Annotated in this window: 21 protein-coding genes; 11 read left to right on the top strand and 10 right to left on the bottom strand. The window is 69.9% G+C overall.

The annotated features are described in order from the left end of the window. Window position 1: 1 nt before the first annotated feature. Entirely contained in the window at window positions 2-451 is a 450-nt protein-coding gene (locus tag AC1DE0_RS09905; RefSeq protein WP_478099859.1) for an SRPBCC family protein, read from the bottom strand. Window positions 452-659: 208 nt separating this feature from the next. Between AC1DE0_RS09905 and AC1DE0_RS09900 the strand changes: the two genes are divergently transcribed. Beyond that, the gene (locus AC1DE0_RS09900) at window positions 660-2450 is read left to right on the top strand and encodes an AMP-dependent synthetase/ligase (RefSeq protein WP_478099855.1); all 1791 of its coding nucleotides are present in this window, start codon (window positions 660-662) and stop codon (window positions 2448-2450) included. Window positions 2451-2492: 42 nt separating this feature from the next. Here AC1DE0_RS09900 and AC1DE0_RS09895 read toward each other — a convergent pair whose 3' ends face one another. Further along, complete coding sequence (locus AC1DE0_RS09895; protein ID WP_478099853.1) at window positions 2493-3878, bottom strand: serine/threonine-protein kinase; 1386 nt, start codon at window positions 3876-3878, stop codon at window positions 2493-2495. Window positions 3879-3923: 45 nt separating this feature from the next. Further along, window positions 3924-4244: a hypothetical protein gene (locus tag AC1DE0_RS09890; protein ID WP_478099851.1), complete on the bottom strand. Its 321-nt coding sequence runs from the start codon at window positions 4242-4244 to the stop codon at window positions 3924-3926. A 186-nt stretch (window positions 4245-4430) separates the two neighbouring features. On the opposite strand from AC1DE0_RS09890, the gene AC1DE0_RS09885 reads away from it, so the two are divergent. Together AC1DE0_RS09885 and AC1DE0_RS09880 are read left to right on the top strand one after the other, a co-directional pair. After that, a complete protein-coding gene (locus AC1DE0_RS09885) occupies window positions 4431-6242 on the top strand; it encodes a DEDD exonuclease domain-containing protein (RefSeq protein ID WP_478099849.1) in 1812 nt (603 codons plus the stop codon). 40 nt (window positions 6243-6282) lie between these two features. Further along, window positions 6283-6567 (top strand): Lrp/AsnC family transcriptional regulator, encoded by a 285-nt coding sequence (locus AC1DE0_RS09880; protein WP_478099847.1) that lies wholly within the window; start codon window positions 6283-6285, stop codon window positions 6565-6567. 29 nt (window positions 6568-6596) lie between these two features. Here AC1DE0_RS09880 and AC1DE0_RS09875 read toward each other — a convergent pair whose 3' ends face one another. The 3 genes from AC1DE0_RS09875 to AC1DE0_RS09865 all read right to left on the bottom strand — a co-directional run bounded on the left by AC1DE0_RS09875 (window position 6597) and on the right by AC1DE0_RS09865 (window position 8377). Next, a complete protein-coding gene (locus AC1DE0_RS09875; protein WP_478099845.1) occupies window positions 6597-6776 on the bottom strand; it encodes a hypothetical protein in 180 nt (59 codons plus the stop codon). A gap of 78 nt (window positions 6777-6854) precedes the next feature. Continuing rightward, window positions 6855-7904 carry an anthranilate phosphoribosyltransferase gene (gene trpD, locus AC1DE0_RS09870; RefSeq protein WP_478099843.1) on the bottom strand — a complete coding sequence of 350 codons (1050 nt, stop codon included), beginning with the start codon at window positions 7902-7904 and terminating at the stop codon, window positions 6855-6857. A gap of 2 nt (window positions 7905-7906) precedes the next feature. Continuing rightward, a complete protein-coding gene (locus AC1DE0_RS09865; protein ID WP_478099841.1) occupies window positions 7907-8377 on the bottom strand; it encodes a PleD family two-component system response regulator in 471 nt (156 codons plus the stop codon). Between the two features lie 237 nt (window positions 8378-8614). On the opposite strand from AC1DE0_RS09865, the gene ctaE reads away from it, so the two are divergent. The 6 genes from ctaE to AC1DE0_RS09835 all read left to right on the top strand — a co-directional run bounded on the left by ctaE (window position 8615) and on the right by AC1DE0_RS09835 (window position 15283). Continuing rightward, window positions 8615-9277, top strand: coding sequence for an aa3-type cytochrome oxidase subunit III (ctaE, locus tag AC1DE0_RS09860; protein WP_442292440.1), 663 nt, complete (start codon window positions 8615-8617; stop codon window positions 9275-9277). Between the two features lie 76 nt (window positions 9278-9353). Next, window positions 9354-10163 (top strand): cytochrome bc1 complex diheme cytochrome c subunit, encoded by an 810-nt coding sequence (gene qcrC / locus AC1DE0_RS09855; protein ID WP_478099838.1) that lies wholly within the window; start codon window positions 9354-9356, stop codon window positions 10161-10163. A 49-nt stretch (window positions 10164-10212) separates the two neighbouring features. After that, complete coding sequence (gene qcrA / locus AC1DE0_RS09850) at window positions 10213-11322, top strand: cytochrome bc1 complex Rieske iron-sulfur subunit (RefSeq protein ID WP_478099836.1); 1110 nt, start codon at window positions 10213-10215, stop codon at window positions 11320-11322. Continuing rightward, window positions 11319-13085 carry a cytochrome bc1 complex cytochrome b subunit gene (gene qcrB / locus AC1DE0_RS09845; RefSeq protein ID WP_478099834.1) on the top strand — a complete coding sequence of 589 codons (1767 nt, stop codon included), beginning with the start codon at window positions 11319-11321 and terminating at the stop codon, window positions 13083-13085. The genes qcrA and qcrB overlap by 4 nt, the downstream gene beginning before the upstream one ends. A gap of 76 nt (window positions 13086-13161) precedes the next feature. Next, a complete protein-coding gene (locus AC1DE0_RS09840) occupies window positions 13162-13515 on the top strand; it encodes a metallopeptidase family protein (protein ID WP_478099832.1) in 354 nt (117 codons plus the stop codon). Between the two features lie 406 nt (window positions 13516-13921). Continuing rightward, window positions 13922-15283 carry a ferredoxin reductase family protein gene (locus AC1DE0_RS09835; RefSeq protein ID WP_478099829.1) on the top strand — a complete coding sequence of 454 codons (1362 nt, stop codon included), beginning with the start codon at window positions 13922-13924 and terminating at the stop codon, window positions 15281-15283. Between the two features lie 81 nt (window positions 15284-15364). Here AC1DE0_RS09835 and AC1DE0_RS09830 read toward each other — a convergent pair whose 3' ends face one another. The 3 genes from AC1DE0_RS09830 to ctaC are packed head-to-tail and all read right to left on the bottom strand — an operon-like array spanning window position 15365 to window position 18421. Then, entirely contained in the window at window positions 15365-15766 is a 402-nt protein-coding gene (locus AC1DE0_RS09830; RefSeq protein ID WP_478099827.1) for a cytochrome c oxidase subunit 4, read from the bottom strand. Between the two features lie 4 nt (window positions 15767-15770). Then, entirely contained in the window at window positions 15771-17534 is a 1764-nt protein-coding gene (ctaD, locus tag AC1DE0_RS09825; RefSeq protein WP_478099825.1) for an aa3-type cytochrome oxidase subunit I, read from the bottom strand. Continuing rightward, complete coding sequence (gene ctaC / locus AC1DE0_RS09820) at window positions 17534-18421, bottom strand: aa3-type cytochrome oxidase subunit II (protein WP_478100123.1); 888 nt, start codon at window positions 18419-18421, stop codon at window positions 17534-17536. Before ctaC ends, ctaD begins: the two co-directional genes overlap by 1 nt. 263 nt (window positions 18422-18684) lie before the next feature. Between ctaC and AC1DE0_RS09815 the strand changes: the two genes are divergently transcribed. Both AC1DE0_RS09815 and AC1DE0_RS09810 read left to right on the top strand, forming a co-directional pair. Further along, the gene (locus AC1DE0_RS09815) at window positions 18685-19845 is read left to right on the top strand and encodes a cysteine desulfurase family protein (RefSeq protein WP_478099823.1); all 1161 of its coding nucleotides are present in this window, start codon (window positions 18685-18687) and stop codon (window positions 19843-19845) included. After that, complete coding sequence (locus AC1DE0_RS09810; RefSeq protein ID WP_478099821.1) at window positions 19842-20213, top strand: sulfurtransferase TusA family protein; 372 nt, start codon at window positions 19842-19844, stop codon at window positions 20211-20213. Before AC1DE0_RS09815 ends, AC1DE0_RS09810 begins: the two co-directional genes overlap by 4 nt. Here the strand turns inward: AC1DE0_RS09810 and aat are convergent. Then, the gene (gene aat / locus AC1DE0_RS09805; protein ID WP_478099819.1) at window positions 20182-20856 is read right to left on the bottom strand and encodes a leucyl/phenylalanyl-tRNA--protein transferase; all 675 of its coding nucleotides are present in this window, start codon (window positions 20854-20856) and stop codon (window positions 20182-20184) included. The two genes, AC1DE0_RS09810 and aat, sit on opposite strands and share 32 nt — an antisense overlap. Window positions 20857-20877: the final 21 nt, after the last annotated feature.

Here is a 20877-nt window from a genome sequence, read left to right as displayed (position 1 = left end):
CTCAGGCCTCGACGCGCTTCTTCAGCTCCTTGAGCGCGGTGTCGACGATGACCTTCTCCGCCTTGCGCTTCAGCAGCCCGATCATGGGGATCTTGACGTCGACCGCGAGGCGGTAGGTGACCTTGGTGCCGGTGCCGTCGCCGTCGCCGGCCAGCGTGTAGGAGCCGTTCATGGCCTTGAGCACCTGTGCCGACACGAGCGACCAGGAGATGACCCCGGTGCCGTCCTCGACGACGTCCCACTCGTAGTCGAGCACGTAGGTGTCCTTGATGGCGCCCGCGTCGAGCGTGAACTGCACCTGGTCGGCCCAGCCGTCGCCCTCCTCGGCGAGCACCGAGACGTCCTTCACCTCGGCCGCCCACTCGGGGTAGGCCTCGAAGTCCGCGATGACGTCGAGCACCTCACCGGGCGGTGCGTCGATGACGATGGAGGACTCCGTGCGATCGGCCATGCGCCGAAGGCTATCGCGTCACCCGCAGCACCACGGTGCTGGACCGGACGCCTGTCACGGCGCGTCGGCCGCATGCGAAGATGTGGTCGGCTGCCGCCTCAGGGGCCGGACTTTGCTCCGGATGCCGCTGTGACCTTCACGACGTGGCCCGGATAGTTACCGCTCGGTAAGGTGCAGCACAGCTTTCCCCACGCGATCAGGAGTGACAGTGAAGGACAACGTCGTCGCAGCACTTGCCCCCGTCACGACGGAGGGCAGCCTCGCCGATCTCCCGGCACGCAACGCCACGGAGTCCGGCGGTGAGACGGCGTTCTCACGCAAGACCCCTTCGGGCGGGTGGACGCACATCACGTGGTCCCAGTTCGCCGCCGACGTAGCCGCCGTCGCCAAGGGCCTCGTCGCCTCGGGCATCAATCCCGGCGACCGCGTGGCCCTCATGTCGCGCACCCGCTACGAGTGGACCCTCGTCGACTTCGCCGCCTGGAGCGCGGGGGCCGTCGTGGTCCCCATCTACGAGACCTCCTCGGCCGAGCAGGTGCAGTGGATCCTCTCGAACTCCGACGCCCACCTGGCCGTCGTCGAGACCGAGGCGCACCGGTCCGTCGTCGAGCAGGTCCGCAGCGACCTCCCGTCCCTGCACGAGATCGTCACCATCGACGGCGGCGGGCTCGACGCTCTGCGCGAGAAGGGCCGCGAGATCAGCGACACCGACCTCGACGAGCGCCGGGCCGGCCTCGACCGCGGTTCGCTCGCGACGATCATCTACACCTCGGGCACCACGGGGCGGCCCAAGGGCTGCGAGCTGACCCACGGCAACTTCCTCGACCTCGCCGAGAACGCCATCGAGAAGCTCGGGCAGGTCGTCCTCACCGACAACGCGTCCACGCTGCTGTTCCTGCCGCTCGCCCACGTCTTCGCCCGGTTCATCGAGGTGCTCTGCGTGGCCGGCAAGGCGCGCATGGGGCACTCGGCCGACATCAAGACACTCCTCGACGACTTCGCGGGCTTCCAGCCGACCTTCGTCCTGGCCGTGCCACGCGTGTTCGAGAAGATCTTCAACTCCGCGGAGGCCAAGGCGTCGGCCGACGGCAAGGGCAAGATCTTCCTGCGCGCCGCCACCGTCGCCATCGCCTACAGCGAGGCCCTCGACGCCGGCGGTCCCGGCCTGGGTCTTCGCGTGCAGCACGCGATCTTCGACCGGCTCGTCTACGGCAAGCTACGGGCGGCCATGGGCGGCAAGGTCCGCTACGCGGTCTCGGGCGGCGCGCCGCTCGGCACCCGCCTCGGCCACTTCTACCGCGGCATCGGCGTCGTCATCCTCGAGGGCTACGGGCTCACCGAGACCACCGCCCCCGTGGCGGTCAACACCCCCGACCGCATCAAGATCGGCACCGTCGGCCCGCCGCTGCCGGGCACCGGAATCCGCATCGCCGATGACGGCGAGGTGCTGCTCAAGGGTGTCGGCGTCTTCGGCAGCTACCACGGCAACCCCACCGCCACGGCGGACGCGCTCGTCGACGGCTGGTTCCACACCGGTGACATCGGCGAGATGGACGACGACGGCTACCTCCGCATCACCGGACGCAAGAAGGAGATCCTCGTGACGGCGGGCGGCAAGAACGTCGCCCCCGCCGTGCTCGAGGACCGCCTGCGCGCCCACCCGCTCGTGTCGCAGTGCATCGTCGTCGGCGACCAGAAGCCGTTCATCGGCGTGCTGCTGACGCTCGACGACGAGATGTGGCCGCTCTGGGCGAAGACGCACGGCCTCGACGCCGTCTCCCTCGAGCAGGCCCGTTCGAACCCCAAGGTCCTCGAGGCCCTGCAGGAGGCGGTCGACCGCGCCAACGAGGCCGTGTCCAAGGCAGAGTCCATCCGCAAGTTCGCGGTGCTTCCAGGTGACTTCACCGAGGCGAACGGCTACCTCACCCCGTCGCTCAAGCTCAAGCGCAACGTCGTCATGAAGGACTTCTCCGACCAGGTCGACGCGCTGTACTCCTGAGCCGTCTGCCTCGGACCAGGGCGACTCGCCGCGGCGGACCGCTCAGCGCAGCAGACCGCGTAGCCGTTCCTGCCACTCCATGACGAGGCGGCCCCGCGTGGTTCCGATGGTGCTCCTCAGGGCGTCGTCGACGATGCCTTCGCGGTCGTCGAGGCGGCCGGTGGGCACCGCGAGCCCGCCCGCCGCCGCACGGTAGAGGTCGACGACGGAGCGGGTGCCGTGTGCGTCGGCCAGGGTGCGCACGGCCAGCAGGGAGAGGCCGTATGCCGCCTGGAGGGTCGGGGTGCCCGGGGCGAAGTCGGCGTCCGTGGGCAAGGAGGAGGGCATCCCCGTGGTTCGGACCAGCGTGACCGCCGGAGCGACGACCGCCTTCTCGGGCAGGTCGATCGGCGTGTAGGCGACGAGCTCGGCGAACCCTTCCGAGAGCCACACCGGCACTCCGCGGGTGGTCGAGCCGCGGACGGTGACGTGGGTCAGCTCGTGCGTCATCACCACGTCACGCCCGTCGGGCCGGAGCGAGGTCCAGGCCTTGGGCACGAGGATGATGCGGTCTGCTCCGGCCGGCTCGCCGGGCGTCAGCGGCCCGTCGGTGGCTGCGGCAACACCGCCGAGGCCGGAGGGCCCTGCGCTCCGGCCGAGCAGCCGGCCGGCGTCGACGTCGCTGGCGGGCGCGATCCAGACCGCGGGGCGGGCGCTGCCCCACACCGTGGCGACCCGCGAGGCCGCTGTGCGTGCGCGGCGGGAGATCTCGTCGACCCGCGACACGTCGCCGACGGCAAGCACGAGAGCTGTCGGTGTGCGTCGGACCTTCAGGCCCTCGAGGTCCCAGGGCTGCGGGCGCCCTGACGGCGCGCTCGCGGTGATCTGCGGACGTTCCGGCACCGCCGGATCAGCCTTCAAGGTGAGGTCGAGGTCGAAAGCCCGGGACGCCGTGTCGAACCCGTGGATCCTGTAGCTGAGGCTGACCCTGACGTCCCACTCCACCGACGTGCCCGCCGGAGCCGGAACCGGCGCGGTCGTCTCACGCACGGCGCCGAGCCGGAGGTCGTCGACCCCGATGGCGGTCATCCGCTGGAGCACGGCGGCCTGCGTGCGTCGGAGTGGGGCCGGCGACGAGCCGCCGAGCGGCGCCAGCCACCCGGACTCGTCGCCGCGCTGCGCCGCCGCGAGCCGGTCGCGAACCAGCGCCGTGACGGACTGCTGCCTCGCGGATGCCCACTGTTCAGGTGCGATCCCCGCGTCGGGCGTGGCCGGCAGCGTGGCCGCACCGGCGGCGGGCGGAGCAGACGCGACGTTCGGCGCACCGGCGAGCGTGGACGGCTCGGCCGTGCACGCTGTCAGCGCGAGGCCAGCGAGTACCGCGCCGACGGCAGTCGGGAACGCCCGCCGCCTCGCGGCCGCGCTCGGTCGATGGGTCTGGCTCGGCACCGCGTCATCGTGCCACGGCCGCTCCCGAAGAGGATGGGCCTGAGGTCAGACCGCCCAACGGCCGGGATGAAGCTGCGTGGGGGCCGCCACCTCCTGGTCGAGCTCGGCACGGGCGGCGTTGGCGGTCGTGGTCGTGACCAGCCCGGCCGCGAGGAAGGCCGACACGGCGCGACGCTCGGCGCGGTCGAGCGGCACGGTGCCGGGCGTCGCGAGCGACGGCGCCGCGAGGTCGGGGCGTTCCGCGCCGGTCGGTCGAACGCCCGGTCGGAACGGGGTCGCGTGGAGCGCCGTCACCATGCAGTCGGCGCACTGGACGTCCCGCACGGGGCAGGTCTGGCAGTCGACGAGCATCATCGTTGTTTCCACCCTTCGTCTCTCGTTGCGATCTGTCGTGGAAGACGCTAGGGGCCCCCACCGACAACACCCGGCCGCGGCCGAGTCGGCACCCGTCCGGAGGTGCGGGTCCGGCACGAGCCGACCGGTCCAGGTCTTTCCACGGACGGACGCCGCGCCTCCGGGTCGATGTCGGCGCCCCCGCCTACCGTCGGGGGCATGCAGGCGATCCAGGCGACGTTCGATGACCTCGGCACCTCACTTGCCGGCGTCACCTTCGTCGTCGTCGACCTCGAGACCACCGGCGGCACCCCCGCGCAGTGCGGCATCACCGAGATAGGAGCCGTCAAGGTGCGCGGCGGTGAGGTGCTCGGCGAGTTCCAGACGCTCGTCAACCCGGCAGAGCCGATCCCGGCGTTCATCTCGGTGCTCACCGGCATCACCGACACGATGGTGCGCGACGCACCGCGCATCGAGAGCGCGCTGCCCGCCTTCCTCGAGTTCGCCGCGGGCAGCGTCCTGGTGGCCCACAACGCGGGCTTCGACATCGGCTTCCTCAAGGCGGCAGCCGCGCGGGTCGGCGCCCCGTGGCCGGGCTTCGCCGTGCTCGACACCCTGCAGCTCGCGCGACAGCTCGTCGTGCGCGACGAGTCGCCCAACCACCGGCTCGCCTCCCTGGCCCAGGTGTTCGGCTCCCCCACCACCCCCGACCACCGTGCGCTGCACGACGCCCGAGCCACCGTCGACGTCCTCCACGGCCTCATCGAACGTGTCGGCAACCTCGGCGTCCACACGCTCGAGGAGCTGTCCAGCTACAGCTCTCGCGTGACGCCGTCGCAGCGGCGCAAGCGCTTCCTCGCCGACCCGCTGCCCAGCTCCCCGGGGGTCTACCTCTTCAAGGACGGCGCCGATCGCGTCCTCTACGTCGGCACGAGCCGCGACATCCGCACCCGCGTGCGCACCTACTTCACCGCCTCGGAGCAACGCAGCAGGATGGCCGAGATGGTGCGGCTCGCTCACGTCGTCCACCCGATCGTCTGCCAGACCCCGCTCGAGGCCCAGGTGCGCGAGCTGCGCCTCATCGACGAGCACAAGCCCCGCTTCAACCGGCGGTCCAAGGACGGCCGCAGGGCGGTGTGGGTCAAGCTCACCCAGGAGCGGTTCCCCCGGCTGTCCATCGTCAAGCAGGTCCGCGACGACGACGCCCACTACATCGGCCCGTTCCGTTCCCGGGTCACCGCGCAGGCCGCGGTCGACGCGGTCCACGAGGTGGTCCCGCTGCGCCAGTGCACCGGCCGTGTCACCGGCCGCGGCACCGCCTGCGCTCTCGCCGACATGGGCCGCTGCGGCGCTCCCTGCACCGGCGCCCAGTCCGAGGGCGACTACGCCGTCGTCGTCGCCGACTGCCGCGCGATCTTCACGGGCAACGCCAGGCCCGGCGCCGAGCTGCTTCGCGCCCGACTCGAGGAGCTCGCCTCGCAGGAGCGTTTCGAGGACGCCGCCCGGGTGCGCGACCGGTTCCTCCAGCTGGTCCGTGGTGCGGCCCGGGCCCAGCGGCTCGCGCCCCTGACGCGATCTCCCGAGATCGTCGCGGCCCGGCGCAGTGACGCGGGCGGCTGGGAGCTCGTCACGATCCGCCACGGTCGCCTCGCGGGCACCGCTGTCAGCCCGCGGGGCGCCGACCCGATGCCCTTCGTGGCCTCCATGCAGGCCACGGCCGAGGTCGTGCCGGCACCGACGCCCGACCGTCCGTCCGCGCTGACCGAGGAGACCGAGATCCTGCTGCGCTGGCTCGAGGCCCCGGGCGTGCGCATCGTCGAGCTCGACGGCCTCTGGACCTGCCCCGTTGGCGGCGCCGGGTCCGTCCGCAGCGAGCTCGAGCCCGCAGTCGCCTCGGCACGCGACGTCGTCGGCTTCGACGACGACGTGGCCGCCGCTGGGAGCCCTGGACGCGCTGGCGGTGGGCCGTCCGGGCGGGGCGGTCACGGCCCGGGCGGCGGCCGACGCGGCGGCCTGCGCCGCGCCGGATAGGGGCCGGATCGCCTGGAGTCGCTACGGCTAGGGTGTCCTCGTGATCACCGCCATCGTCATGATCAGCTGCGAGGTCGACCGGATCCCCGAGGTGGCCGAGGCCATCGCCGAGATCCCTGCCGTGTCCGAGGTCTACTCGGTGACCGGCGACGCCGACCTCATCGCCATGGTGCGGGTCAAGGCGCACGAGGAGTTCGCCGACGTCATCGCCGACCGGCTCAACAAGGTCCAGGGCATCGTCGGAACCTCTACCCACATCGCCTTCCGCACCTACTCCTCGCACGACCTCGAGGCTGCCTTCAGCCTCGGCCTCGAAGGCGAGTAGCAGCGGCGTCGAGGGCTGAGCGGCTCGGCTCAGCCGGTCACCCTGAGGTGCCCGACCACCTTGTACTCGGAGTCGGAGAGCTCGTGCTCCGTGCCGGGCTCGAGCTCCATCTGCTTGAGTGCACCGGCCCAGAAGCGCAGGATCCGCCCGACCTCCTGCTCAGGAGCTCCGCTGACGGCGTCCAGGTCGATGTCGATGACGAAGCGCATGGCCACGACGCTAGACCCGACGGGCCGTCGGGTCGATGTCGAGGACGGCCCGCCTCGTGGACGCGGCCGGCGTCTGCGTCAGCGGGAGGTTGCCGCCACCCAGCGCTCGACGAGAGCCGCCGCCGCACCGGTGTCGATGGCGTCGGCTGCGAGGTCCATGCCGGTGCGCAGGTCTGCGTCGAAGTCCGAGGACGACGTGCCCGAGTCGGGTCGGGTCAGGGCGAGGGCGATGCCGGCGTTGAGCAGCACCGCGTCGCGCACCGCACCGGTGGCGCCGGCGAACGTCGCACGCACGACCTCGGCGTTGTGCGCGGCGTCGCCGCCGCGCAGGGCCTCGATGGGGTGCAGCTCGAGCCCGAGCCGGGTGGGGTCCACCGAGCGCTCGGTGACCGCACCTGCGCGAACCCACCAGACGTGCGTCGTGGTGGAGACGGTGACCTCGTCGAGACCGTCGTCGCCGCGGAACACGGCGGCGTCCTTGCCGCGGTCGGCGAAGACCCCCGCCAGCAGCGGGGCCATGCGGGCGTCGGCACAGCCCACGGCGGCATACGTCGGCTGCGCGGGGTTGGTGAGCGGCCCGAGGAAGTTGAACGCCGTGCCGATTCCGAGGTCGCGCCGCGGGACGGCCGTGTGACGGAACGAGGGATGGAACGTCTGGGCGAAGCAGAAGGTGATGCCCGCCTCGTCGGCGACCTCGACCACCCGTTCGGGCGGAAGCGACAGGTCGATGCCGAGCGCCTCGAGGACGTCGGCCGAACCGGACGACGAGGAGGCGGCCCGGTTGCCGTGCTTGACCAGGCGTACGCCGGCGGCCGCGGCCACCATCGACGACATCGTCGAGATGTTCACGGTGTGGGCGCGGTCTCCCCCGGTGCCGACGATGTCGAGGCTCGGGCCGGGGACCTCGATGCGCCGGGCGTGGGCGAGCATCTGCTCGGCCAGGCCACGCATCTCGTCGATGCTCTCGCCCTTGGCGCGGAGTCCGACGAGGAACCCCGCGACCTGCGAAGGGGTCGCCTCCCCCTCCATGATCTGGTTCATGGCCCACTCGGCCGTGGGGCGGTCGAGGTCCCGACCCGCGATGAGGTCGGTCAGCAGCCCTGACCAGGTGGTGTCGTCCTGACCCACGATCAGGCGGTGGGCACGCCCGCGCGGGCGAGCGTGGCGATGGCCGAGGTCAACGCGATCGGGTCGAGCGGGTGCGGGACGGCCAGGTCGGCCTGCGACCACGCCGCGAGCCAGCTGTCCTGTGGGCGACCGGTGAGCACGATGATCGGCGGGCACTCGAAGATCTCGTTCTTCAGCTGGCGCGCGAGCCCGAGGCCGCCGACCTTCGCCGCCTCGCCGTCGAGCACGAGGATGTCGAAACGCTCGGAGTCGACCGACGAGACCACCGCGTCGGCGGTGGCGCACTCGTGCCAGCGGGTCACCTCGACGTCCTTGGCAGGTCGGCGACCGACGGCCGCGCGCACGGCGTCACGGGTGGTGAAGTCGTCGCTGTAGAGCAGCACGCTCACCTTCGCCACCTGGCTGGTCGACTCGTCGGTCGTGGCGATCTCGGTGGACGTTCCCTGCGCTGCACTGTCGTTCGAGGCGGTCATGCGCCTGATGCTACCGGGCAGGTCACGCCGCACCGCAGGGACCTCCCGGCCCTCGGGACGACGTCGTCGGACCCCGGCGAAGGTCGCGCCGGACGGCGTGGGAGGGTGGCTCCCGGACGGCCCCGAGCACGGCTGTTCAGGGTTCGTGTCGGAATGGTCACGAATCCTCTACACCCGCGCGAGAAACCTCCCCCTAGCGGGGGGTCCCTCGCACAGCCGGACAGGAATGTGGGAATAATGTCCAACGTGGCGACAGCATCAGCAGTTCCTTCAAGCGCAGTAGCGACTTCGGCCCACCACGGACCGGCGACCCGTCCCAACATGGTCGCCGTCGGCACCATCGTGTGGCTCTCCTCGGAGCTCATGTTCTTCGCGGGTCTGTTCGCCGTCTACTTCCAGCTCCGATCGGTGCGCGGCGACCTCTGGGCCGTGCAGACCGAGAAGCTGAACCTGCCGTTCGCGAGCGTCAACTGCCTCGTGCTCGTCATCTCCTCCGTGTGGTGCCAGCTCGGCGTCTGGAAGGCCGAGCGCGGCCAGAAGGCCCGCACCGGAAGGCTTTTCGACCTCAAGGGCTGGGGCATGCGCGAGTGGTACGTCCTCACGTACCTCTTCGGCGCCTTCTTCATCGCCGGCCAGGTGATGGAGTACTCCGAGCTCGTCCACGAGAACGTGACGCTCAGCTCCGACGCGTACGGCTCGGTGTTCTACATGGCCACCGGCTTCCACGGCCTGCACGTCACCGGCGGCCTGATCGCGTTCCTGCTCATCATCGCCCGCACGTTCACCACCCGGCGTTACACGCACGCCAACGCCACCGGCGCCGTCGTGACGTCCTACTACTGGCACTTCGTCGACGTCGTGTGGATCGCCCTCTTCGCGACCATCTACATCCTGCGCTGATTCGCGAGCCGGTTTCACGCATGAGCGCCCCGCTGCTGCACCCGACCACCACCACCATGGACGACAGGACCCCACAGTGAACGCCTTGGCCGCCCGACGTCGACACCCCGCCGCGATCGCGGTGCTGCTGCTGATCGGCCTTCTCGTGACCGGTGGCGCCTACTCCTTCCTGGCGCCCAGGGATGCCAACGCCGCAGCGCCCACCGCTGCGGCCGACGCGGTCTCCGAGGGCAAGGACCTCTTCGTGGCCAACTGCGCCACCTGCCACGGCCTCAACGCCCAGGGCACCAAGTCCGGCCCGTCCCTCGTGGGCGTGGGCGCGGCGTCGGTCGACTTCCAGGTCGGCACCGGACGTATGCCGCTCGCCGGTCCCAACGTCCAGGCCCCCGTCAACAAGGTGAAGTTCGACGACGAGCAGATCGGCGCCCTCGCCGCGTACGTCGCCTCGCTCGGCCCCGGCCCGTCGATCCCCGAGACCAAGTGGACGACCGTCATCGAGCCCGGCACGGCCGAGAACAACAAGGCGATCGCGGAGGGCGGCGAGATCTTCCGCGTCAACTGCGCCATGTGCCACAACTTCGCCGGCGCCGGTGGCGCCCTGACGCGCGGCAAGTACGCCCCGGCCCTCGACGAGACGACGCCCAAGCACATCTACGAGGCGATGGTCAGCGGTCCCCAGTCGATGCCCGTCTTCAACGACACCAACCTGACTCCCGAGGCGAAGCAGAAGGTCATCTCCTACCTCAAGGCCCAGGAGTCGCAGACGAACGTCGGCGGCCTGACGCTCGGCAACCTCGGCCCCGTCTCCGAGGGCCTCTTCGCCTGGGTCTTCGCCCTCGGCATCCTCATCGGCTGCGCCGTCTGGCTGGGCAAGAAGGCCGCATGACCCCGCGCTGCATCGTCCAGATCACGAACGACGACAGGACCACGACCCGATGAACGACCACGAGACCACGGAACACGGGACGAGCACCGCACTCGTCCCGGCTGCCGGCGACGGGCACGACCTGCTCCCCGCGTCGATGATCCGCGACGCCGACCAGTTCGAGAACCCCGGTCTGCCGCCGCACGTGCACCGTCTCGCCGACGACCACCCCGACGCCGCCAAGCGCGCCGAGCGCCAGGTCGCGACGATGTTCGGCCTGTCGATGCTTGCGACGCTGGTGTTCTTGGTCAGCTACTTCGCGGTCCCCGACGAGGCGACCTTCTTCTTCCCCGGCATCGGCGTGGCGAAGACGCAGAACGTCGTGCTCGGCCTCTCGCTCGGCTTCGCGATCTTCCTCATCGGCATCGGGGCCGTGCACTGGGCCAAGACGCTGATGTCCGACGAGGAGATCGTCGAGGAGCGCCACCTGCAGGCCTCCACCGGTGAGCAGCGGGCGAAGGCCGTCGCGGCGGTCACCGCGGGGGTCGAGTCCACGCAGCTGACGCGCCGTCCCGTCCTCAAGTACTCCCTCGGCGGGGCGCTCGGCCTCTTTGCGCTCCCCCTCGGCCTCCAGGTGGCCGGATCGCTCGGCCCGGTGACGGTCGAGGAGCTCAAGCACACCATCTGGGACCTCTCGGAGAACGGCGGCAAGCCGATCCGGCTCATGCGCGACCCGGAGATGACGCCGATCCGTTTCGACGAGGTCACCGCCGGCTCGGTCTTCCACGTCATGCCCGAGACGCTCCAGAAGCACATCGACGAGGGCAAGCACGTCCTCGAGGCCAAGGCCAAGGCTGCGGTCATCCTCATCCGTCTCGACCCCGACCTGATCAAGGTGCAGAAGACGAAGGACTGGGGCGTCGACGGCGTCGTCGCCTACTCCAAGATCTGCACCCACGTCGGCTGTGCGGTCGGCCTGTACGAGCAGCAGACGCACCACCTGCTCTGCCCGTGCCACCAGTCGACCTTCGACCTCACCGAGGACTGCGCAGTCATCTTCGGCCCGGCCAAGCGGCCCCTGCCGCAACTCAAGATCACCGTCGACGACGCGGGCTACCTCGTCGCCCCCGAGGGCTTCCACGAGCCCGTCGGACCGAGCTTCTGGGAGCGTGCGCGATGAGCACCACAGAGACCCGCCCCGCTGACGCCCTCCGCGCCGGCGACCGCCAGGCAGACGAACGAGCATCTGCCGCAAAGCCGCTCGGCGGCATCGCCGGCTGGGTCGACGACCGCGTCGGCGCCGCCAAGGGCGTCTCCTTCCTCGCGAAGAAGGTCTTCCCCGACCACTGGTCGTTCATGCTCGGCGAGATCGCCATGTACTCGATGATCGTCTGCCTGCTCACCGGTGCGTTCCTCACCTTCTGGTTCGTCCCGAGCGCCAGCCAGGTCGTCTACGACGGCAGCTACGTGCCGCTGCAGGGCGTGACGATGTCCGACGCCTATCGCTCCACGCTCGGCATCTCGTTCGACATCCGTGGTGGCCTGCTCATCCGGCAGATCCACCACTGGGCCGCGCTGATCTTCGTCGTGTCGGTCTTCGTGCACATGGCGCGCGTCTTCTTCACCGGCGCCTTCCGCAAGCCGCGTGAGATCAACTGGGTCTTCGGCACCATCCTGTCGATGCTCGCCTGCATCGAGGGCTTCGCGGGCTACTCGCTGCCCGACGACCTGCTCTCCGGCACCGGCATCCGGGCCATGAACGGCTTCGTGCAGTCGGTGCCGGTCATCGGCTCGTACATGTCCTACTTCATCTTCGGTGGGGCGTTCCCGGGCGAGGCGATCATCCCCCGCCTCTACTCGGCGCACGTTCTGCTCATCCCGGCCATCCTCGTGGGCCTTTTCACGGCACACATCCTGCTGGTGTTCGTGCACAAGCACACCCAGTTCCCCGGCCCGGGACGCACCAACAACAACGTCGTCGGCTACCCCCTCCTGCCGGTGTACATCGCCAAGGCGGGTGGCTTCTTCTTCATCGTCTTCGGCGTCATCACGCTGATCTCCGCGGTCGTGAGCATCAACCCGATCTGGGCCTACGGCCCCTACGACCCGTCGCCCATCACGGCCGGCTCCCAGCCGGACTGGTACATGGGCTTCGCGGACGGTGCGCTGCGACTGCTGCCCGGCTTCCTCGAGTTCCAGACGTTCGGCTTCACGTGGAGCATGAACATCTTCCCGGGCTCGATCCTGCTCCTGCCGATCATGTGGGGCATCATCGGCGCCTACCCGTTCGTCGAGGCCTGGGTCACCGGCGACAAGCGCGAGCACCACCTGCTCGACCGGCCGCGCAACGCCCCGACCCGCACCGCGATCGGTATCGCCGGCATCACGATGTACGTCGTGCTCTTCCTGGCCGCGGGCAACGACCTCATGGCGATCAAGCTGCACCTCTCGATCAACGACATCACGCAGACCCTGCGCGTGCTCTTCTTCATCGGGCCGCCGATCGCCTTCTGGATCACCAAGCGCATCTGCCTCAGCCTCCAGCGGGCCGACCGCCAGAAGGTGCTCCACGGTCGCGAGACCGGCACGATCTGGCGTCACGCCGACGGCAAGTTCGAGGAGATCCACGCCCCGCTCACGCCGCAGGAGCGCTGGGTCCTGGTCCAGCACGAGGCGCACGAGCCGCTCCAGCTCACGGCCGGAACCGACACCAACGGGGTCGACAGCCCGGTCGCCCGCAAGGAGCGCCTGCGCGCGAAGTTCTCGAACTTCTACTTCAAGGACCGCGTCGCGCCGGCCACGCCGAGCGAGCTGGAGGCCGCCCACCACGAGCACGACGGCCACGACGACCACGACGCTGCCGCGACGGGCGAGCACGAGGCCATCGAGTCACGTGGTGCGGGCCAGGAGCGCGAGACCATCAAGGCTCGCCAGCACGACTGAGCCGCAACGCATCTCGTGCGGAAGGGGCGCGACCCGCTGGGGTCGCGTCCCTTCCGCACGTGCGAGACTGCACAATGTGGTGCACCTCTCCGAAGCCGAGTTCGACGACGCCGTCGGCGATGCCCTCGACTCCATTCCGACGGGGCTGGCACGAGCGATGGACAACGTGGTCGTGCTGGTCGAGGACGAGCCGCCGGCTGACGACCCCGACCTGCTCGGGGTCTACGACGGCACGCCCCTCACCGAGCGTGACAGCTGGTGGGCCGCGGGCGCCCTCCCCGACCGCATCACCATCTTCAGGGGGCCGCTGCAGCGGATGTGCGAGACCTCCGAGGAGCTGCGTGAGGAGATCGCCGTCACGGTGGTGCACGAGGTCGCTCACCACTTCGGCATCGACGACGACCAGCTGCACGACCTCGGCTGGGGCTGAGTCACGGGGCGACACGGTGCCGCCTGACAGTCGTGCACCAAGGGTGGACAGAAGTCTTTACGGGGGCCCACAGGGGGTTTACCGTCGAGGGACACAACCGATCGGACGGAGGTGCCAATGTTCACTCCCATACGATCGCACTGCGAGCCCGAAGGGCCGTGAAGAGCAGTGACGACTGAAGGGGAAGGCGCGCGCCTTCCCCTTCGTCATGTCCGGGGACGTCTCAACGGCGGCGCTCATGCCGTTAGGCCAGCGCGAGATCCGGGACATGAGGCCCGACTCGTGACTGTTTGACCCGAATCGTCCTCTGCGGCTGGGGATTCGGGGCATGGACGCTGTCTCTCGGGACCGGCAGACTGGGACCTCGTAGGGGGAATGGTCACTCGGGGATCGTGGAGGATTCGCCGTGTCCCACAGAGCAACCACCTCTAGCAACCGACGACTGCTGCCGCGTCGACGCATCGCCTCCCTCGGATGGGCCGTCGTCGTCATCCTGGCCCTCGCCATCCCCATCGTCCTGCTCGCGCGCACCGGGGTCCTCTCCGGCCTGCCGTTGCTGCACGTGCTCTCGCTCGTCACCGGGCTGATCGCACTGTCGCTGCTCGTGGCGGCCTTCCTGCTGCCATCCAGGGTGCGCACCCTCACGAGCCAGCTGGGCATCGAGCGGGTGCTGAGGACGCACCGAGCGCTGGCGATCGGCACCGGCACGGTGGTGCTGGCGCATCTCGTCTTCGCCGTCGCCCACTCCCCCAAGGGCATCGGCCTGCTCGACCTGCGTGACGCGCCGCCCAGGGTGTGGTTCGCCCTCACCGCAACGGTCTCGCTCGTGGCCATCGTCGTCCTCGCGTGGACCCGGCGTCGGCGCCGTCCACGCTACGAGGGGTGGCGCCTCTCCCACGTGATCCTGGCCAACGTCATCGTGCTCGCCACCGCCATGCACGTGTGGCTGCTCGACGACTTGGTCAACAACGCCATCGTGCTCGTGTGGTTCACGCTGCTCGCCGTGCTCGTCATTGGGCTCTGGGTCTATCGATGGTGGTGGCGTCCTCGGCGACAGCGCCAGAACGCGTACCTCATCGACGAGATCCGACAGCACCCCGACAGCTCGGCCACGCTCGTCCTCCACGCGGAGGGGCACGAGGGCGTGCCCTTCCGCCCGGGCCAGTTCGCGTTCCTCAAGATCGGTGCCTCGCCGCACGTCTTCGAGGAGCACCCGTTCACCATCGCCTCCGCCGCGACCGAGCCGTGGCGCAAGGAGTTCACGATCAAGGCCCTCGGCGACTTCAGCGAGCTCGTCGCCGGCATGAAGGCCGGTCGTCGGGTCTACCTCGACGGCCCCCACGGCTCGTTCACCGTCGACGGACTCGCCTCCGAGGCCATCGTGCTGATCGCCGGCGGGGTCGGTGTGACGCCGATGCTGAGCATGGTGCGCACCCTCGCCGAGCGACGTGACCAGCGGCCGGTCGCCCTCTTCGTCGCCGGACGCACCGCCGACGACCTGCTGCACCGGGAACGCCTCGACGGCCTGGTGCACGACCTCGACCTCCACATCGTGGAGATCCTCGAGGAGCCCCCCGAGAGCTGGGACGGCGAGGTCGGCTGGCTCACCCGGCCGATGCTGAAACGGCATCTGCCGATGCGACGACGGCTCCGCATCGACTACTTCATCTGCGGGCCGGGGCCGATGGTTGCTGCCGTGACCCGCACCCTCGAAGGGCTTGGGGTGCGCAACAGCCGGATCCACACCGAGCTGTTCGACGTCGTCTGAGGGCGAAGCACCCGGCATGCGAAAGGACCCGGTCGCCGAGGCGACCGGATCCTTTCACGACACCCGACGGGGTCGCGTGTCTCAGATGGAGTACTCGCCCGAGAAGGACTCGAACACCCAGAGGCACACGGCGACGACCCCGAGGAACGCGCCGATGATGAAGAGCCACCACCCGACGGCGAGGCCGGCGAACATGATGGCCCCCGAGCCGGCGAGCCAGAGCGGGGTCCACGAGCTCGCGACGAAGTAGCCGTAGTTGCCCTCGGCGTCCTCGATCTCACCCGAGGCGTTGTCCTCGGGACGCAGCGGGAGCTTCTTGCCCGTCATCCAGAGGTAGAAGCCGGTGAGGGCGAAGAGGAGGGTGGTGAGCAGCAGGGCAACCACACCGATCGGCTCGGACCACTTGGACCAGAAGCCGTAGATCAGGGTGACCGGGACGAAGAAGACGACCAGGTAGAGGAACAGCTTGGTTTCGACGCGCATCGTGTCAGCCCTCGCGCTTCTCGGTGTGGGCGGCCTTCTCGGGGGCGGCCACGTCGGCCGGCCCCATCACCTGCACCAGGGTGTTGCGGTCAGCGACCGGCGTGCCGCCGGCCACCGACTCGGGGTGGTGCAGGTCGAACGCCGGGCGCTCCGAACGGATGCGCGGCAGCGACGTGAAGTTGTGCCGCGGCGGCGGGCACGAGGTCGCCCACTCGAGCGAGGCGCCGTAGCCCCACGGGTCGTCGGACTTGACCAGAGGAGCGTGCTTCCAGGTCTTCCAGACGTTGTAGACGAACGGGATCATCGAGGCGCCGAGCAGGAACGCGCCGACGCTGGAGACGATGTTGGCCGCTTGGAAGCCCTCTTCCGGCAGGTAGTCGGCGTAACGACGGGCCATGCCCTCGACGCCGAGCCAGTGCTGGATGAGGAACGTCATGTGGAAGCCGATGAAGAGCATCCAGAAGTGGATCTTGCCGAGCGTCTCGTCGAGCATCCGGCCGGTCAGCTTGGGCCACCAGAAGTAGTAGCCGGAGAACATCGCGAAGACCACGGTGCCGAAGACGGTGTAGTGGAAGTGCGCGACGATGAAGTAGCTGTCGGAGAGGTGGAAGTCGAGGGCCGGGCTCGCGAGGATGACACCCGTCAGGCCGCCGAAGAGGAAGGTGACCAGGAAGCCCATCGCCCAGAGCATCGGCGTGGCCATGACGACCTTGCCGCCCCACATCGTGCCGATCCAGTTGAAGAACTTCACACCGGTCGGCACGGCGATCAGCATCGTCATCACCGAGAAGAAGGGTAGGAGCACTTGCCCGGTGACGTACATGTGGTGCGCCCAGACGCTGGCCGAGAGCGCAGCGATGGCGATCGTGGCGAAGACGAGGGTCTTGTAGCCGAAGATCGGCTTGCGTGAGAAGACCGGCAGGACCTCGCTGATGATGCCGAAGAAGGGCAACGCGATGATGTAGACCTCGGGATGGCCGAAGAACCAGAAGAGGTGCTGCCACAGCATGGCGCCGTTGTTCTCGGCGTCGAAGATGTGCATCCCGAACCGGCGGTCGCCACCGAGGGCGAAGAGCGCCGCGGCGAGGATCGGGAAGACGAGGATCGCGAGCAGCGAGGTGACCAGCACCGTCCAGGTGAAGATCGGCATGCGGAACATCGTCATGCCGGGCGCCCGCAGGCAGATGATCGTCGTGATGAAGTTGACGGCACCCAGGATCGTGCCGAAACCGGCCATGGCCAGACCGAAGACCCAGAGGTCACCGCCCAGGCCCGGGCTGTAGCTGACGTCGGACAGCGGCGCGTACGCGAACCAGCCGAACGCCGCCGCGCCCTGCGGCGTCAGGAAGCCGACGGAGGCGATGAGGCCACCGAAGAGGTAGAGCCAGTAGGCGAACATGTTGAGGCGCGGGAAGGCGACGTCGGGGGCCCCGATCTGCAGCGGCATCACGGCGTTCGCGAAGCCGGCGAAGAGCGGCGTCGCGAAGAGCAGCAGCATGATCGTGCCGTGCATCGTGAAGAGCTGGTTGTACTGCTCGGGGTTGTCGACGATCTGCAGGCCCGGCGCGACCAGCTCGGCACGGATGAGCAGCGCCATGACGCCGCCGAGCAGGAAGAACACGAACGAGGTGATGAAGTAGAGGTTGCCGATGACCTTGTGGTCAGTCGTCGTCACCCACTTCACGAACGTCTGGCCCTTGGCCGCTCGCGGCCTGGACGTGGTGAGGGGCGTGGACTGCGCCTCACGCCTGAGGGTTGCGGACGTCATCAGTTGCTCCCAGTGCGGGCGGGTGCGGGGATCTTGTCGATGTCGGACTGGACCATCTTCTCGCGGCTGACGTCGACGGGGATGAGGCCCTCCTGCCCGATGGACTTGAGGCGGGCCATCTCCTGGTCGTACTCGGCCTGCGGCACGACCTTGACCATGAACAGCATCTGTGAGTGGTAGGCGCCGCAGAGCTCGGCGCACTTGCCCTGGAAGGTGCCGGTCTGCGTGGGCGTCAGCTGGAACTTGTTCGTCTTGCCGGGGAGCATGTCCATCTTCATCATGAAGGCCGGCACCCAGAAGCTGTGGATCACGTCGCGGGCGTTGAGCACGAACTCCACGCGCTTGTTGACGGGCAGGTAGAGCACGGGCATCTGCGCGCGCTTGCCCTCGCTGCCGTCGAGCTCGGTGTGGACACCGCTCTCGTGGACGTTGGAGTCGACGTAGTTGAAGTCCCAGCTCCACTGCTTGGCGACGACGCTGACCGTGAGGTCCTGCTTCGTGCTCGTGTCGACGAGGGCGGCCTCGTCGCGGGCGGTGTAGTAGAAGAAGACGGCCACCATGAACACCGGGATGACGGTGTAGAGCAGCTCCATCGGCACGTTGTAGCGCAGCTGCACGGGGAGGGTCTCGTCACCCTTGCGCTTGCGGAAGCGGATGGCGGCGTAGAGCATCAGGCCCCACGTGATGGCCCCCACGCCGAGGACGGCGATCCAGCTGCCGATCCAGAGGTCGGTGACTCGCTGCCCGCTGTCGGAGACCACGGGAGGCAGATAACCGTTGGACACCTGACCCTGGCATCCCGCCAGGGCGAGACTCGCCAGGGCCGCGAGTCCAACGATGCGGACCGGCGCGCGTCGCCGCCTGGTCTCCCCTACCACTGGCGTCACCGCCGGCGTCGCCACCGGGGTGTCTTCGTGCTCAGGCACCAGGTGCACCTTTCGTTCCGTACGTGGGCGCGCAGGGCGCGCGTCAAACGTGTTCACGTCAAACCGTCAGGGCAGCCAAGGCCCACGTCGGCAACCCTACCGCCCCTCTCGTCACGCTGTCCGCAGGGGGCGGCTAACGTTGCGGCGTGGTCAGTCACGATCCGGGAACAACCCCTGGACAGGGTGCCGCGAGCCTGTCAGGGCCCTCCCGCGCGGTCCCTCCGGTGGCCCGTCGACGCCTGCTCGACGCCGCTGCTGGGCCGCTCCACCCGGTGGCTCGCGACACGCTGCTGGCCGCCGTGGAGGTGGGTTGGGCCGACCCTGCCCGGCTGCACGCCGAGGGCCGTCGTGCAGGGGCGCTGCTCGACCGTGCGCGCGAGGTCGTGGCATCAGGGCTCGGGGTGCGACCCAGCGAGGTGAGCTTCCTGCCGAGCGGCCCCACCGCACTCACCAGGGCGGTCGAGGGAATCGCGTATGCCGCCCGGCGGCGCGGGGCGCGCACCGTGGCCTCCGCGGTGGAGCACTCGGCAGTGCTCGTCCCGGCCCGGGCTCGGGCGGCCGCGGCCGACGACGCACGGCTGCTCGCCGAGGTCTCCGTCGACGCCGTGGGACGGCTCGACCTCGACGCCTGGCAAGAGGCTCTCGCAGCGCCCGGCACGGTCGTCGCCGCCCTGCAGAGCGCGAACGGCGAGGTCGGCACGCGGCAGCCGCTCGGCCCAGCCCGCGAGGCGGCCGCCGCACACGGCATACCCCTGGTCGTCGACGCGATGGCGTCGCTCGGACGCGACGCCGTGCCGACCGACTGGGACGTCCTCGTCGGCGACGCTCGCTCGTGGGGCGGGCCCCCGCTCGGCATCCTCGCCGTCCGTGAGGGTGTGCGCTGGCAGTGGTCCGGGTCGCGGGCCGATGTCGAGCACGGTCGCTGGGACGTCTCGCCATGGGTGCCGCTCGCCCTGGCCGCGGCCGAGGCCTGGCAGCAGACGTCGGCCACTCGCGAGTCCGACTCCGAGGTGACCCGGGGCCTGGTCGACGACGTGCGATCCGCCGCCTCGCAGGTGCCCGACACCGAGGTCGTCGGCGACCCCGAGGACCGGCTCCCCCACGTGGTGACGTTCTCGAGTCTCTACGTCGACGGCGAGGCGGTCGTCAGCGCCTTCGACGCCGCCGGGATCTCCGTGGCGAGCGGGTCGGCGTGCACGTCGAGCACCCTCGAGCCCAGCCACGTCCTCGCCGCGATGGGCGTGCTCACCCACGGGAACGTCCGGGTGACCCTCCCGCTGCCGGCGGTGTCCCCCACGCTGACCGACGACGTCGCCGACTTCGCCGCCGCACTGGCGCCGACGATCAGGTCGGTGCGCGACCAGCTCGGTGTGGGTGACCTGTGAGCCCGCAGCCCGGCAGCGACCCGGGCCCTGTCGAGGAAGGCCCCGAGGAAGGCCCCGAGGAAGGCCCCGAGGAAGGCCCCGAGGAAGGCCCCGAGGAAGGCCCCGAGGACGGCCCCGAGGTCGACCGCGTCGTCGATGCCCGCGGCGAACGGTGCCCGCTGCCGGTCATCCGGCTGGCGCGGCTCGTGCGCGAGGAGCCCCACGTGCGCCTGGTGACGGTGCTGGCCACCGATCCGGCGGCCGCCCATGACATCCCGGCCTGGTGCCGCATGCGCGGGCAGCGCTTCGTCGAGGCACGTGCGGAGGACGACCACACGGCATACGTCGTGGAGGTCGTCAGGCCCAGCACGCCGGAAGAGGCGCGCTGAGCACCGTCGGCAGGGTCGCGAGGTACTCGTCGCGGGGAACCTCACGCACCCCCAGCGTGGCCAGGTGCGGCGTCTGCCATTGGACGTCGACCAGCCGCCGCGGGTCGTTGTCGACCCGAAGCAGTGCACAGAGCCCCACGAGCGCGACCTTCGAGGCGTCGCGCACGTGATGGAACATCGACTCCCCGGCGAAGAGGCCACCGATCGCCACCCCGTAGAGGCCGCCGACGAGGACGTCGTCCTGCCAGGTCTCCACCGAGTGAGCCCACCCGGCATCGTGCAGCGCGACGTACGCGTCGACGATGTCGTCGGTGATCCAGCGGCCCTCTCGGTCGGGGGCTGCGCACGCCTCGACGACCGAGCGGAACTCGGTGTCGACCCTGACCTCGAAGTGGGCCACCGCCTTGCGCAGGGACCGGCTGACCACCATCTCGCGCGGGCGCAGGACCCCGCGGGGGTCGGGTGACCACCAGCCGATCGGTGCGGCGCCGTGGTCGCCGACGCCCATCGGGAACACCCCGATGGAGTACGCCTCGAACAGGGTCGCGACGTCGAGGTCGGCGCCGATGCCGATGAGGTCCTCTCCGTGCGGCACGCGGTCCAGCGCGAAGTCCCAGGAGGTGGGCGGCGGAGGCGTGGGCACGGGGGCTCCCTGCTGTCGAGG

Source organism: Terrabacter sp. 05T424 (assembly GCF_056396225.1).
The sequence above is the reverse complement of the archived record's forward strand: the minus strand, read 5'-3'. Positions and strand labels throughout refer to the sequence as shown.